Here is a 14310-nt window from a genome sequence, read left to right on the forward strand (position 1 = left end):
AGATAGAACTGACCATCCATCATTTAACACCTAGAGAATTTGGCGGAAGCCATTTACCAATAGCCTATCTCTGTAAATCTTGCCACAAACAGATTCACGCACTGTATTCAAACCGAGAACTGGCCATCCGACTAAATACCGTGCTTTTGTTAAAAGATGATGAAGCATTAAAAAAATATTTAAAGTGGATTAAAAAACAACCGGTAACAAGGGCAGTGAGATTAAGAAAATCAAAAACGAAATAAAGTAAAAGCCCATCTTAATAAGATGGGCTTTTGCTTTTCATTTTCAGCTTGCTTTATTTTTCAACCGATCCAATAAAAATCCACCTTTAAAATAACGTGGTTCATATGAAATGATGAAAGCCTTAGGTTCGAACTTTTCAACGGTTGCTATCAATTCTTGTTCCCGATTGCGTTTGGTCAAGATTTCCATACGATAACGGTTGCTATCCCTGCCCTCGCCCGTATAAAGAGTTACACCAAATCCGTTGTTCCTCAAAGTATCTACCAAATGTTCATTTTTGGTTTGAGTATTAACGGTTACATTAATAAAACCGATGGCAAGTTTTTGCTCAATTTTCGTACCAAAAATTATTCCGATTCCAAAACCGACTGCATATACAACCATGGCGAGTATGCTTTGGTCACCGCCAAATACGAGGGATAATCCAAAAACGTATATTAACATTTCTGCGATACCCAGTATCGAGGCGAGTATGGTAATATTTTTTACTAAGAAAATGGTTCGCAATGTGTAAATCGGAACATAAATAAGTTGTAATAGTAGAATCAGAAGTATTTCTTTCACTTGAGCACCTCACCAAAATCTTCCAGTTTGATTAGACGTTTCAAATTAGGGATTGTTCATTCCATAAGTAACATCTTCCCTAATATAACCACATCATAATAGGGAAATTCAATGGGGAATATTATGTATTTTTTGTGTCATTTCCATGGACACAGAATTAAAAATCCCATAAGATTTTTCAATATTCTTTTTTTAATAAATTTGGTATCATTATCCTTATTAATTCATATGGGGGAATGATGATGTTTAATTATGATGGTCGGATATTCAAAGCTAAAATCAATTCTGAAAATGGAGAAGTGTCAGGAAATACTACCTTCCACTATTCACAAGACKGCTCAATTCTTTCAGCAAGTTATCAGGGGGGAGAGATTGTTAAAGGGACTTTAATAGGGCTGGTCAATCTGGATGGAACTCTGGAATTCAGATATAATCATATCAATGAAAAAGGGGAAATTAGAGGAGGCAGCTGCCTTTCCACCCCTGAAATGCTGCCTGATGGAAGGTTGCGCTTGCATGAAAAGTGGAAATGGTCAGATCTCGAACGGACTGAAGGACATTCCATCATTGAAGAAGTGAGAAAATAACAATCTACTTAGAGGGGTTTGAGGACAATTACTACTATTTGTTTAGTGCGGCATGGTCAAACAGATTGGAATGCACTAGGAAAGCTGCAAGGGCAGACTGATATTCCTTTAAATGAACTTGGAAATATACAGGCACGGCAATGTGGTGAATTTTTGTCAAAAGATGATTGGAATGTAATTATTACAAGCCCCCTGAAGAGGGCAAGGGAGACGGCGGATATCATTTCGCACTATATTGAAGTACCGGTTATTGAAAAAATGGAATTCATTGAAAAGAATTTTGGCGAAGCTGAAGGAATGACTGCAGCGGAAAGGAAGTCTGCAGTCAGGGATAAAGATTATCCTGGTCAGGAAAATCAGGAATCTCTACGAAACAGGCTGATGAATGGACTCCAGGAAATTCAGAAGGAGTATCCTGAGAAGAAAGTTATACTTGTTGCACATGGAGCTGTCATTCATTTTATTTTACGCTTGATGTCAAATGAGTCAATCGTATCCAACGAAATGCGCTTGTTCAATGCATGTTTGAGTACGATTAGATTTGAAGTTGATTCTTGGATAATTGATGATTTCAATCAAGTGAATCATTTATCTTAGTCCTATTAAGCTAGGTTAGTTAAAAAGGAAATGGTTGATTGAAAAGCTAATTATAGAAAGAAGGAAATCATGACTAATAAGAAGGCATTGATTTTAGGCGCTACAGGGATGGTAGGCACCTAGTTGGTAAAAGAGCTAGGCAAAAGCAAAATCTATAGTGAAATCCATTTGCTGACAAGAAGGGCACTGAAACTCGCCGATCCCATATGCATAGAACATGTTGTGAATTTCGATAATTTATCCCAGTATGCCGATTTTTTCAAAGTTACTGATGTGTTCATTTGTTTGGGTACAACTATTAAAAAGGCTAAATCGAAGGAAGCATTTCGTAAAGTGGATTATGACTATGTAATTGAAGCAGCTAGATTGGCAAAGACATCCAATGTTGAAAAAATACTCGTCATTACGGCCATGGGTGCCAATTCCAAATCAAAGTTCTTCTACAGCCGTGTTAAAGGTGATGTGGAAGGTACACTACAACATCTGGCATTGAATACCGTACATATTTTCCGTCCTTCCTTACTTCTTGGAGAACGAAAGGAATTCAGGGCAGGTGAAAAGATTTCTGGGCTGCTAAGTAGTTTTGCAAAGTTTGTCTTTGTAGGCCCTTTACGTCCATATCGTGCAATAGAAGCAAACAAAGTAGCTGCTGCAATGTACGTTGCGGCCCAAACGACGGCAAAAGGATATCATTTTTATGATTCTGCTGAAATAGAGGAACTTGCACAAAGAGTTACGATTAATAGTGATCATCCGGATAAAATAGTAAAAAAATAGATACAAGTTTCCTGTAAAAATGAAGGTTTTTGGAAGACCATGCCGACGATATACTGAAAACGAGCTCCAATAGGCTCGTTTTTAAATTCCTGTGTAATAAAGGTGGAGAACCAGAAGGTCTTGGTAATAAGCAATGCCAAAAGGTTTTTAGTTGTTTCTATAGCTGAGTTAGCTCAATAAGAAAACCGAGTATAAAGATCCAGGTCTTTTTTAGAAATTTTTCTGGTAATGTTTACAGTGCTTTAGACAAGTTATCGATCGCTTCTTGTTCTGATGGAACAAAAAAACATTGTTCCCTTTATTACACTCATAAATGAAATCTTTCAGTGGCTTATTGGTATAAGATGAAAAATCCCCTATGATTGCAAATTCAATATGGAAGTTGGCAAATTTTCGAAGGATCCTCCTGCAAGTTTTGTACTTAGCTATAAAAAATCTTCTTTAATTGCTTCTTGTTTAGTGCTATTCGACTGCTACCGGTTTTGCTGCTAATCGTCATAATAATATCCAATGCACTTTGTGTTCCTTTCAGCTGGTTATCTAAATAATGAAGCCCTAGATAAAATTGACTTCCTTTTTTATAAAGCATTTATAAATTTGAGGAAATGGAGGACAAAGGATTACTATTAATTATAAAAACTTGCCTGTAAAAGGCTCGTTTTAGACTGTAGTCAAACTCGAAGAAAAGCCAGTTTACCTACATTTTTTTATTTATAAACGTTTCAGTTGATTGGAACGGAAGGTAGGAGACTCCTGAGGTGAAAGCAAGTACCCGGAGTGAAAATCAACGTTCAAATCTTCCGGATGAAACTTGATTGTAACAGTGATTTCCACTACAATTTGTAGTGGGAGGTGGAAAAGGATGAATATTAAAAATTTTAAATATGATGAAGTTGGACTGAATCGTTTCTTTGGTCCATTGGAAGCAAATATCATGGAATATTTATGGGATAAAGATGAACAAAGCATTAAAGCGGTTCAACAATCATTGGAACTTGACAAACCTATCAATTTCAACACAGTAATGACCGTCATGAATCGTTTAGTCGAAAAAGGCATTCTTGAAAAGAGGTCTGAAGGAAGGCTTTCATTATTTCGCCCGGTGCAGTCCAAAGAGGAGTTTTTTGAAGAGCAGTCAAAGAAACTGACTGAGAACTTGCTGGATGAATTTGGTGGAGCGGTCATAAGCCATATGCTGGATGCCATGAAAGACGCTGACCAAGGTTTAATTGAAATATTGGAACAAAAAATTCAATCGTTAAAAAAGGATAAATTATAATGTGGAAGAGAAAGTCTTATTTTGTGATAAGCCTGAGTCTTTTAATTGCCTGTGTGGTATGGTGCCAAATGGGAGCTTTTTTAGTACACATCTTTTTTGGCGTGAATATTAAAGCTAATTTCTTTAAATTTTGTTTTAGTTTATTCAAGGAAGATTCAGTATACTACTTTGTGGTCGTCACACTGCTCAGTATAATAATATCCTATAGTATATTGAGCACCTTATTCAAAATTGCAGAGCAATATTTCTTATCCAGAAGGTTTAAACAAAAGCTTTTTCTTTCAAAAAAAGTTGATATGACAAGGAATGTAAATGAAACATTCAATCGGGTCAACAATGATATCTTAGTTGTGAACGCTGAACAGCCTCTTGCGTTTACGATTGGTTTCAGGCGGCCTTTCATTGTGTTCAGTACTGGTTTAATTCGATTACTGGACTTTGATGAACTAGAAGCGGTAGTGGAGCATGAGGCCTTTCACCAAAAGAAATATGATCCACTGGTCATCTTTATTTTACAGTTGATTTCAAATGCGTTATGGTTTGTCCCATTGACAAAATGGTGTCATGAAAATTACAAAATAATAAGTGAATTATCAGCCGACGAAAATGCGATTCATAAAATGGGGACTGAATTAGGAATAAGTGCCGCTTTATTGAAGTTAATTAAACATGGGTGCACTGATAAATCCTTTCCTATCCTTGTTCATTTCTCGAATGAATCAGTTAACTATAGACTTCAGCAATTAATTGATCCCCATAAAACAATTCCTTTAAGAGCTGAAACTACCACGATTTTTGTTTCCATTTATGTTTTGGTTATCCTTATAGGAATGACTATAGTGATTGTCTGATGACTTTCACTTGATTTTTTTACCACTTTACACTACACTTTGTAGTGTTAAATATAAAAAAGGAGATGTGTCATGAATAAACAAGAAATCGGTACCTTTTTATTAAGGGTTATGTTGGGAATTTCATTTTTCTTGCATGGTTTGTCAAAATTCAAAGGTGGATTGGAAAACACTTCAGGGTGGTTTCAAAGTATAGGCATTCCGGGATTCATGGCCTATGTAGTCGGTATGATTGAATTGGTTGGAGGAATTGCTTTAATAATAGGTCTTGGAACAAGAATAATTTCTGCCCTCCTTGTATTCATCATGGCTGGTGCAATTGTTTATGTGAAATTCCCAGCAGGTTTTATGGGGAATGGGGAAGGCTCAGGGTATGAACTGGATCTCGTTCTTATGATTATTGCCCTTCACCTAGTATTGAATGGAAGCCGCTTCCTATCTATAGACTCTAAGTTACCAAAACTAAAAAAAACACAGGATTCAGAAAGGATAGCAAGTTAATAAGATTAAGCGACATTACAAAAATTCCAACACTTTTTTCTTGAGGCATGATACCGGTAATCTACTAGGGTCATGCCTTTTTCATTTCACCTATTCTTATTTGAAATGCTTCATGATTTGAAAAACCGCGAATAAAAGAAGTTTTCCATAACTGCCATAACGTGACATACTTTGTCTATACATCAATAACCTTGGAATTTTCAATTCAACATTTAGAAAATTTGATAGTTTTCTGTAAATTCCCATTGACGAACGCGTGTTCTGTGTTATAAAATTCAATCATGGGTAATAATGGTATAGTGATTATTGCCATTGACAGTTCAAAAGCAAGCTTGGAAATTACCAAGCTTAGTAAAAAAATCAAAACAAAAGGAGTCATCTAATTATGACCATGCGATTATCTCCATATTTAATGATGAACGGAAATGCGAAGGAAGCGATTCAATTTTACGAAAAAGCATTGGATGCAAAAGTCCTCTTTAATCAAACTTTTGGAGAAATGCCAGAAAATCCTGAAATTCCTCTGCCAGAAGAAGCAAAGGATCTTGTGGCACACGCAATGTTAAAGGTTGGGGAAACGGACTTCATGTTTTCGGATACGTTTCCAGGTCAAACCAGTCAATCTGGTGATCAAGTCACGATCTGCATTTCAATTAACGAAATTGAAAAATCAAAACGAATCTTTGAAACTTTGTCGCAAGGTGGAGAAGTGAAAATGCCTCTGCAGGAAGCTTTTTTCAGCCCTGCTTATGGGATTGTAACAGACAAATTCGGTGTAACCTTTCAAATTTATACAGAGGGTGAAAAATAATTTGTTAAATAATAACAGCTGTTTTGGTGAATAGTTGCAGCTGTAATGTGTGAATAAATAAATCCCGATTTCTCATTAATATTACTGAGAGACCGGGATTTTTAAGTATGACTCTTATCTCTTTTCATAGGGCATCAAAAGATCCCCCACGGAAGCATATAAGATAACATCACGTTTATAGATTAAGTAGGCGTCCATTCTCACTGTCACTGGATTCTAGATTCAATCTGAATGTATATATATAGCTCGTAACTCCACCAATGATCATGAATACGTAGTTTTCTGGTTCCACAATTTTACTCTGATACATTATCGTTATCTCCCTGTGATATTCGTCATATATTCTTCATCTATTTGTTCTTTGTTTAGAATATGCCTATGCTATTATTTAAAACATTGACATACAAATTAGGCTCCTTCTTTGTAAAAATTTTTCCTTTTAATAAGGTACTATCATATCATTCGAAGTAACAATTCATTGCGTAATAAGGGGAAAGGGGAAACAATGTGAACACAGATCAAGCTTTCGACCTGCTAAAGGATGCAGGAGTATCAGAAAGCAGTAGTATACAAACTGTTAGACGCTGGCTTCGTGAAGGTAAGATTAAATATGAGGGAGGCATCGGGAATAGGAAAACCGGATACATAATGGATGACACAGATCAAGCATTTGAAATGTTAAAAGATGCAGGAGTAACAGAAAGTAATAGTGTACAGACTGTCAGGCGMTGGCTTGGCGAAGGTAAGATTAAATACGCCGGGAACGGAAAGAGGAACACCGGATACATAAGTGATGACACAGCTTCAAAGCTGGCTATAAATGATAGTATAAATCAAAATAAGGACGAAATCATACACCGATTAAAATTAAAAATACAAGCTCAAGAAAAGCATATAGAAGGTATCGAAGAGCTTCATGAGACAGCAAAAAGAATATTGATTCAGCAAAGGGATATGTTTAAAAAGGAAGTTGCCATTCTAAAGAATGAGAAAAGTGAATTACAAAATGAATCAAAGGATTTATTAAAAGAAAATATTGAATTACGTAATGAATTGATAATATTAAAAGAAAAAATCAGAAACAATTACATGATGGACTCCACTATTCAATCCAATGATTATAGTGAAAAATTAGGGCTTTCTAAAATGGCGAGCGATAAAGAAGTATTGGCAGAATATAAAGGGTTACTAAAAATAACTCATCCAGACCATAATGGCAACGCGAAGGTATTTCATTACATTAAGACTGATTACGATAATTTTAGAAAGAGCAACAAAGGTAAATGAATAGTGAATGCATGCAAAGGTATTTTTACATCAAACCTAAAGAAAAACCTAGGGTAAAAGCGTAATTTGAAACGTCGGAAATAGTTTGATGGGACGAAACAGTTTCAATTTAGACTATTGATCATTATTTTTTGTTTGGCGATTTTAAATAGGGGATTTTTAAATGAACGAATAGGTGCCTTTGTTCATTAGGCACCTAAATTTGAGGCTTTTAAAGTCTATCGTTTACACATCATGAGCGGCTACTCTGTCTCCTCATCCATTGTGTTGCAACCCATTTTTCCCCCGTGATAACGGGCGCCCCACCGTGTAAAGTTAGTTCGTTTAGGTTTTTATCGTTGTAAAAATATTCGAAATACACAGCCATTCCCTTTCGCGGGGATACTGAAAAATTCAATTTAGGAAAAAAAGTTTCCCCTCCATGTTCCACATCATTTAAGTACAAGATGATTGTGCTAATTCTATTATTTTTTGCGGCAATACTTGAAGATGTAAAAAAATCAAAATGAGCTTTATACTCTTGTCCAGGAGTGTATTTAAGAATTTGAATACCCTCTCCATGTTCAGCGGGTATATTCATGATTGTTGATATCCTTTTTTCAATTTTGGTAAGGATGTCATATTCATTTTCTTGAAAAAACATACTGCTGCTTGTTCTTATCTCATTTACTTCGTGCGTAACTCCAATTTTGGAACGATTCATTTTGTCTTTTGACATTTCAATAAGTCCGTCACATTCTTCGTCACTCAAAACATTTTCTAAAACTACAATTAGAGGTTCTTCTAATCTAGCAACTACATTTATTTCTCTGTCTTCCGTTTTGATTTTATTTCCAATATGATTAAAAATCGTTTGTTCTTTACTTGTTTTATTATCCACTGTCAACTTTCATCGACTCCCAAAAGAATGAATTTTCAGAACAAAAAGTTTGGATTATTCTGTAAGCGTTTTCCTATGTTAATTATACCATGAACATTGTTATGTATCTGTTACTTATTTCCGTCGACAAGTAAAAATTACTGGATGAACTGGCGCTTGACTATAGCAAACTTTAATCTTTTACATAAAATATAGAAGCTCACAATATGAACAAGTCTCTTTGCATAGATTTTCATGTGTGTATTTTCACTAAAATCCTTACGTGAATTTTTCCTTCTGTTCAAATAAGAGTAAAAATGATGCTTGCTTGTTCACTTTTGTGAAAGGTATATCATTCCTCTTTTATTATAGAAGGGTTTATTTAAGCTATTCTCTTAACCCTATCAAAGCCGTTTTCTTTCAGAATGTGCACAATGAAAAGGGGACGGAGGATTCAAACCAAGAATCTTAGAGAAAAAGAGACAAAGGATAAAAAGTAATAGTACGATAGTGAATGATAAGGAGTGATTGAAAGTGGAGGACTTTAAATCTATCTGTGTTACTGAAGGAATTAAAAAAGTGGATGTGATAAAAAATCCGACGTCGTTTCCACTTATCGGAAAGGGGCGCAAGGGGCCGTTTTTAAAATTTCTTCAGATAAATGTGTGAAAATTTGTGCAAAACCAGAATTTGCGGCTAAAGAGGGAAATGTATTAAAAATTGCACAGGAGTCTCCCACTATTCCACGGCTTTATGAGGTGGGGCATAACTATATTATTATGGAATATCTTGAAGGGCCAACTTTATTTCAATATTTAGAATCTGGGGGGATCCTACCGGAAAATTGATTAGGCAAATTCTTTTTGTTTTAGAAGAAATGAAGCGATTAAAGTTTACCAGATTGGATGCCGATTTGCGCCACATTATTGTAACTAAGGAAGAAGAGTTAAAAGTAATAGATCATTAAAGCTTCTTTACACGGATTCGAAACAAACCAGAGTTGATATTCAAAGGCCTAAAAAAGTTAGGTCTATTACCAATGTTCTTGGAAGAGTTAAGAGAAATGGCTCCCGAATCCTATATAGAATGGAAAAATTTATAAATAAAAAAAGTAACTCCTTTAAAGCAAATAAGAGTTACTTTTTTCTATGGAAATAACCAGCGTTATTTGGGATTGCTATGATGCTGGATGATACGTTCAACGATTTCAGGCAATTTATTTTTCTGTTCTAAAAGAAACTTGTAGAGAGCATCTCTATCCTTCGTTTTCACATTCCACTCTTTAGGGAGGGATTCGATTACTTGATAGATCGATTTGTTCGGCAATTTCACAATTTTTTCTATAAACGATGTAAGCTCTTTGTGATCATCGAGAAGAGAGAAGGCCCACTTATAAAAAGGCCAATGGTAGTTATATACTGGTGTTTCACTTAATGTTTGAGCAGACCATTGGTAGCGTCCTGGAAAAACTCTGCCATGATCAATCATATGGACATAATATCCGCCATCGCTGAGATTTTCCAAAATGACATTCATCGTACCTCGATCAGAGTTATTCACCCATTGGTCGAATACCGTTATACCGGCAAGCATATCCCGGTTTTTAACATCCGTCTTTGTGGGAGGATTTTCTCTAACATTCTCGAAAACGGTACTGTTTCTAATAAATACACAGCCATATTGGTATCCAGAACTATAGTTGTGTTGAGTGGATTGTAATTCAGGCGTCTTCTTGATGAAATCTTCCGGTATATATACAAGATCAAATGGGATAACGGGAAGTGAAAGGAGCTCTGCCAACTTTCCGATCAGGTATTCATTGACCACTTCCTTTTCTCTGTCTTTCTTAGTATCGAACCACTTCACGACATATTCTTTACCATCGCTGAAAAGAATGACATGTGCGGTTCCGCCCCTTAATGTTTGTACATATTTAACTGGATATTTTGTCATATCACTTTGTCTCCTTTAAAAATATTTGTCTAGCTCTTTTTCATTTTCACCTTATCTTTTTCATTAACATTATTGCTTCTGTATTGATTGATGAAATTCATTATAAGTTTCGGTAAATGACTTTTCTTAAAAGAAATTTGTACAGCACTTCACTTTTTTCCTTTGGGAAGGAATACAAATGATGTTAAAACCCATCATTTAGCATAGAGACGGCAAATGGATAAGTTTCTTGGTAACTGATACAGTACCTGAGAACTCATTTTTGCATGCTACGATATCACCCGAATTCTGGGATCAATCATATGGACAAAATTGGCGCCTTCACTAAGTTCTAGTAAAATACTATTCTCGATAAATAAACACGAATAGTGGATCTGAACTAAATTTGTATTTTTGGAATGTAATTTGGGAGTATTTTTATGATTTCGACATGGGTATAAATTAGTCCGACGGGGACAAAAGGAAGGAACATTGCTAATTTATTGCACACATACTCAATTACTACTATTATTGGTTCTTTTATTTTCAGTGCCATTCATTTAATTACAAACTTTTTACCATCGCTAAAAAGCATGACATGTACCTTTCCACAAATTAATGATTTTACGAGCTCAACAGGTTATTTTGGACTGACTCATGGTTAATTAATTTCGTTGTTTTTTTCTATTAAGCTGTATAGCCTTTGTTGTTCGATGATTTGTTTATTCAAATCGAAATTTTCATCAATTACCTGTCTTGCACTTCTGGTATATCTCTTCCATACTCTTGGATGACTCAGGAAATATTTTAGACCTTGAGCCAATTTTAAATCATCTTTCTCAGGAACAAGGTAACCTGTTTTTTTATGCTCAATCAATTCCGGAATCCCACCGTGAAAGGTGGAGATGACTGGTAAACCACTTGCCATAGCTTCTTTTAGTGCATTTGGAATCCCTTCTACATCACCATCTTCGCCTGTTTCACTGGCAAGGCAAAAGAGGTGGGAATCTCTTAATTCGTTAGAAATTTGGTTTGAATCCATTGGTCCTCTAAGAAAAACGCGCTCGTTTAATTGATTTTCATCAATGAAAATTCTTAACTTCTCTTCATCTTTACCTGTCCCAATGATGTGCAGTGTCGTTCTTGGGTATTCCTGATGAATCCGTTGAAAAGCCTTCAAAAGTGTAAGGAATCCCTTTTTCTCGACAAGTCTGGCTACGGACAAGATTCGGATTTCTCCTTCATTAGGTAGGGAACGTTGGACAAATGGGTATAAATCTAAATCCAGCCCCCCATATAGTACATGTATTTTATCTTCTTTAAATCCTAATTTTATTAATTCATCTGCAAGAAAATGGCAGACTGAAAAACAAGCAGCTCCATGTTTTACTAAATTTTGATATCGGAGGACATTTTTGCGAAATCTCTTAAATGTTTGAGTGGAAGAATCACGTCCTCGAAAATGTACAACCAAAGGTATATCATACTCTATAGCTGCTGGTAATATATCGATGGAATGTTTCCCCTGATGAGCGTGAATCGCTACGACATTTTGCTCCTTAAAGAAGGCTCCAAGGTCTTGAATTTCGTTCAAATTATAATAGTGTTCAAACTGATATTGAACATTGTCGCAATTTGGGTATGGGCCTATAACAATAGGGCGATATTGATCCAGCATAATGATCTGATTGTACATAAATCCTTGATTGATTTTTATAGGTTCTCTAATGTAAAAAGCGATTGTCTTCACTATTTCAATCCCTTTCTTCTATCTAAAATCAAATTTTCGATAAAACTTTGAAATATTTGGCGATCTCGTTCAGAAAGATCATTCGGAAAAGCGGACCATTTAAAAAATTGTACTTTTTGTATTTCTATATCATCAGGTTTTAAATCTCCGCTGAGTATTTCTTCGGTAACGTAAGCAATGTTGACTGAAAAGTATTGATCACCATTAGGCAGCTTCGTAAAATAGTCCTTCCCTGAAAAAACGCCAATTAATTGAAGGTTTCCGATGTTAATTCCTGTTTCCTCCAAAATTTCACGTCTGCATGCCTCTTCCGCAGATTCTCCTAATTCGATGAAGCCGCCCGGCAATTTCCACATTTTTTCGGATTGTACCATTAGAAAACGGCTGTTCTGATCGATAACCAAAACGGTGACCCCAGTAAGTATCAAAGCTCTAGTTCCAACAAGAGCACGTAAATCTTCAATGTATCCCATCTCAAGTCCCCTTTCTGATATTTTCTGGTTAATCCACTTTTATAGTAAATGCAAAATGGAAAAGATTTGAAACGGACAAGTACATATATTTGTTTGTTTTTTGTAAAGTTCTTATTTGTATGTGTATGAGCATAAGAATCTGAAGAAATGCTAGGAAAGGCTTTCCTTAAGAACTCAATAAAAGAAGGTATGACTTAATTTTATGAAAAAGTGTTATTATCCTAAAGCAACTATTCGATGATTTCATAGTATAGATATTATGGTTATTAATAAGCAGCAAAGAGGTGTTAGATCAGATGAATGATTTTAAATTAATTAGGGTTGAAAGAATTGAAAAGAACGGTAAAAAGGAACTTCTTATTCATAATCCAACCACATTAAAACTAATTGGGGCAGGAAGTCAAGGTGCAGTTTTTCAGCTTGATGAAGATATTTGCGTAAAAATCTATGTCAATCCAAATGCAGCAACTAAAGAGGGGAAAGCACTTGAAGCAGCTAAGGATACTCATATTGTTCCGAGGTTATATGAAGTCGGACCAAACTATGTAATTATGGAATATTTAAAAGGTCCTAATCTAAAAGATTTTTTGAAAGGGAAGCAAGATATTCCCGAATCGATTACAGAACAAATCATAATGATTCGAAAGGAACTGAAGAGAGTTGGATTTATTAGAATCAAGACCTCAATCGGACATTTTGTTGTAACAAAGGGAAATGTGCTGAAAGCAATCGATCATTCAGATGGCCTCACAATGAATGATCCATATAATCCAAAGATGTTTCGTGATTTAAAGAAATTGGGGTTATTGGATACTTTCCTGAAACAAGCAAAGAAAATCGATCCTGAATCGTATGAAGAATGGCAAAAAAATATCGACTTCAATGCGATATAAATGAGAATATGCGAAATGTTAAGTGGGCCAATATCGCAAAAAATCTATGATGATTTCCTACAAATCCAATTATGTCGTACAAGCAGGGAAACTTAAAAGAGGAAAGTCGAACCCTTAACATAAAGGAGTTCGACTTTTTAGTTTGGAATTCTCCAGACTCTAAAATTCGCAATATGGGCGGAAATGCATTATTTCTCCCGTTCCTAAAAGTGCACGTTCGGCATTTATTAGGACAAATTACAATATTCGTAAAACCATTTTTACAACCAGATAACGATTTTTCCTTATTAAAGTGGTTTTTTTATTTTTTTTTGGATGATGGTATAAGTTTAACGTCTACACATGACAAACGCTCAGTCATTCAAAGGCGTGTTGAATAACTATAGAAAGAAAGTGATGGTTATTTATCTATGAAAGATCTGTCTATGCAAATAAGAAAATCGGAAACCACATGTATGGTTTCCTAAACTAAAATGAGGTGAATCATTTTCAAACATCCCTAAATTTGATACCAAACATTTAGATTAAGACTGCTTAAACTGTACCATTTTTTGGGCTTCCATTACTCTTGAAGTATAGACCGGAATGATTACGATGGATCAGTTGTTGTCCCGACACAATAAATTACAAGTACATTGCTATCATTATGATCGGCAACGGCAACACAATCATGTCGACAATACTAAGAAATAGTGAAATAGCCTATCTCCGATTGTCCATATACTGATTCTGCAACAAAAGTTATTTGAAACATAAAAAGGTGAAAGTAATTTCAATTGGGAAGACGATTTTTCCAACTACACAATATGTAATACAAATGTGCCTCCATAACCAATAAATAGTGAAAAGGGTGGGAACCTAATGGGTAAAAATGATCAAACAGATAATCACAAGGAAGACAAC

General features: G+C 35.3%; 17 protein-coding genes. 10 read left to right on the plus strand and 7 right to left on the minus strand.

Annotation, left to right across the window (positions count from 1 at the left end; genetic code table 11):
- Positions 1-2: 2 nt before the first annotated feature.
- On the plus strand, positions 3-245 hold the full coding sequence (locus tag AC1DVB_RS20745; protein ID WP_477590737.1) for an HNH endonuclease family protein: 243 nt from the start codon (positions 3-5) through the stop codon (positions 243-245).
- Positions 246-288: 43 nt separating this feature from the next.
- Here AC1DVB_RS20745 and AC1DVB_RS20750 read toward each other — a convergent pair whose 3' ends face one another.
- Entirely contained in the window at positions 289-810 is a 522-nt protein-coding gene (locus AC1DVB_RS20750) for a DUF2179 domain-containing protein (protein ID WP_034306915.1), read from the minus strand.
- Between the two features lie 242 nt (positions 811-1052).
- Here AC1DVB_RS20750 and AC1DVB_RS20755 point away from each other — a divergent pair, with 242 nt between their 5' ends.
- From AC1DVB_RS20755 to AC1DVB_RS20765, 3 genes are all read left to right on the plus strand, one after another.
- Complete coding sequence (locus AC1DVB_RS20755; protein ID WP_477590740.1) at positions 1053-1397, plus strand: avidin-fold protein; 345 nt, start codon at positions 1053-1055, stop codon at positions 1395-1397.
- 27 nt (positions 1398-1424) lie between these two features.
- A complete protein-coding gene (locus AC1DVB_RS20760; protein ID WP_477590747.1) occupies positions 1425-1994 on the plus strand; it encodes a histidine phosphatase family protein in 570 nt (189 codons plus the stop codon).
- 123 nt (positions 1995-2117) lie between these two features.
- Complete coding sequence (locus tag AC1DVB_RS20765; RefSeq protein ID WP_477590742.1) at positions 2118-2771, plus strand: Rossmann-fold NAD(P)-binding domain-containing protein; 654 nt, start codon at positions 2118-2120, stop codon at positions 2769-2771.
- Between the two features lie 210 nt (positions 2772-2981).
- Here AC1DVB_RS20765 and AC1DVB_RS20770 read toward each other — a convergent pair whose 3' ends face one another.
- Complete coding sequence (locus AC1DVB_RS20770) at positions 2982-3200, minus strand: DUF4180 domain-containing protein (RefSeq protein WP_372464796.1); 219 nt, start codon at positions 3198-3200, stop codon at positions 2982-2984.
- 433 nt (positions 3201-3633) lie between these two features.
- Between AC1DVB_RS20770 and AC1DVB_RS20775 the strand changes: the two genes are divergently transcribed.
- The 4 genes from AC1DVB_RS20775 to AC1DVB_RS20790 all read left to right on the plus strand — a co-directional run bounded on the left by AC1DVB_RS20775 (position 3634) and on the right by AC1DVB_RS20790 (position 6213).
- Positions 3634-4050: a BlaI/MecI/CopY family transcriptional regulator gene (locus tag AC1DVB_RS20775; RefSeq protein WP_239861338.1), complete on the plus strand. Its 417-nt coding sequence runs from the start codon at positions 3634-3636 to the stop codon at positions 4048-4050.
- A complete protein-coding gene (locus AC1DVB_RS20780) occupies positions 4050-4901 on the plus strand; it encodes a M56 family metallopeptidase (protein ID WP_239861336.1) in 852 nt (283 codons plus the stop codon). Before AC1DVB_RS20775 ends, AC1DVB_RS20780 begins: the two co-directional genes overlap by 1 nt.
- A 72-nt stretch (positions 4902-4973) precedes the next feature.
- The gene (locus AC1DVB_RS20785; RefSeq protein WP_057277572.1) at positions 4974-5402 is read left to right on the plus strand and encodes a DoxX family protein; all 429 of its coding nucleotides are present in this window, start codon (positions 4974-4976) and stop codon (positions 5400-5402) included.
- 385 nt (positions 5403-5787) lie between these two features.
- Positions 5788-6213, plus strand: coding sequence for a VOC family protein (locus AC1DVB_RS20790; RefSeq protein WP_454861297.1), 426 nt, complete (start codon positions 5788-5790; stop codon positions 6211-6213).
- A gap of 175 nt (positions 6214-6388) precedes the next feature.
- On the opposite strand, the gene AC1DVB_RS20795 is transcribed toward AC1DVB_RS20790, so the two are convergent.
- Positions 6389-6523: a hypothetical protein gene (locus AC1DVB_RS20795; protein WP_268750825.1), complete on the minus strand. Its 135-nt coding sequence runs from the start codon at positions 6521-6523 to the stop codon at positions 6389-6391.
- 197 nt (positions 6524-6720) lie between these two features.
- On the opposite strand from AC1DVB_RS20795, the gene AC1DVB_RS20800 reads away from it, so the two are divergent.
- A complete protein-coding gene (locus tag AC1DVB_RS20800; protein ID WP_057277575.1) occupies positions 6721-7500 on the plus strand; it encodes a hypothetical protein in 780 nt (259 codons plus the stop codon).
- A gap of 232 nt (positions 7501-7732) precedes the next feature.
- Here the strand turns inward: AC1DVB_RS20800 and AC1DVB_RS20805 are convergent, their stop codons facing one another.
- The 4 genes from AC1DVB_RS20805 to AC1DVB_RS20820 all read right to left on the minus strand — a co-directional run bounded on the left by AC1DVB_RS20805 (position 7733) and on the right by AC1DVB_RS20820 (position 12514).
- Complete coding sequence (locus tag AC1DVB_RS20805) at positions 7733-8386, minus strand: 2OG-Fe(II) oxygenase (RefSeq protein WP_230136190.1); 654 nt, start codon at positions 8384-8386, stop codon at positions 7733-7735.
- 1137 nt (positions 8387-9523) lie between these two features.
- A complete protein-coding gene (locus tag AC1DVB_RS20810) occupies positions 9524-10312 on the minus strand; it encodes a HipA family kinase (RefSeq protein ID WP_057277578.1) in 789 nt (262 codons plus the stop codon).
- A 640-nt stretch (positions 10313-10952) separates the two neighbouring features.
- Entirely contained in the window at positions 10953-12041 is a 1089-nt protein-coding gene (locus tag AC1DVB_RS20815) for a glycosyltransferase (protein WP_235568288.1), read from the minus strand.
- Entirely contained in the window at positions 12041-12514 is a 474-nt protein-coding gene (locus AC1DVB_RS20820) for an NUDIX hydrolase (RefSeq protein ID WP_057277580.1), read from the minus strand. The genes AC1DVB_RS20815 and AC1DVB_RS20820 overlap by 1 nt, the downstream gene beginning before the upstream one ends.
- 296 nt (positions 12515-12810) lie before the next feature.
- Here AC1DVB_RS20820 and AC1DVB_RS20825 point away from each other — a divergent pair, with 296 nt between their 5' ends.
- Positions 12811-13407, plus strand: coding sequence for a hypothetical protein (locus AC1DVB_RS20825; protein ID WP_052137250.1), 597 nt, complete (start codon positions 12811-12813; stop codon positions 13405-13407).
- Positions 13408-14310: the final 903 nt, after the last annotated feature.

This window comes from Peribacillus sp. P4_D6, from assembly GCF_056401795.1.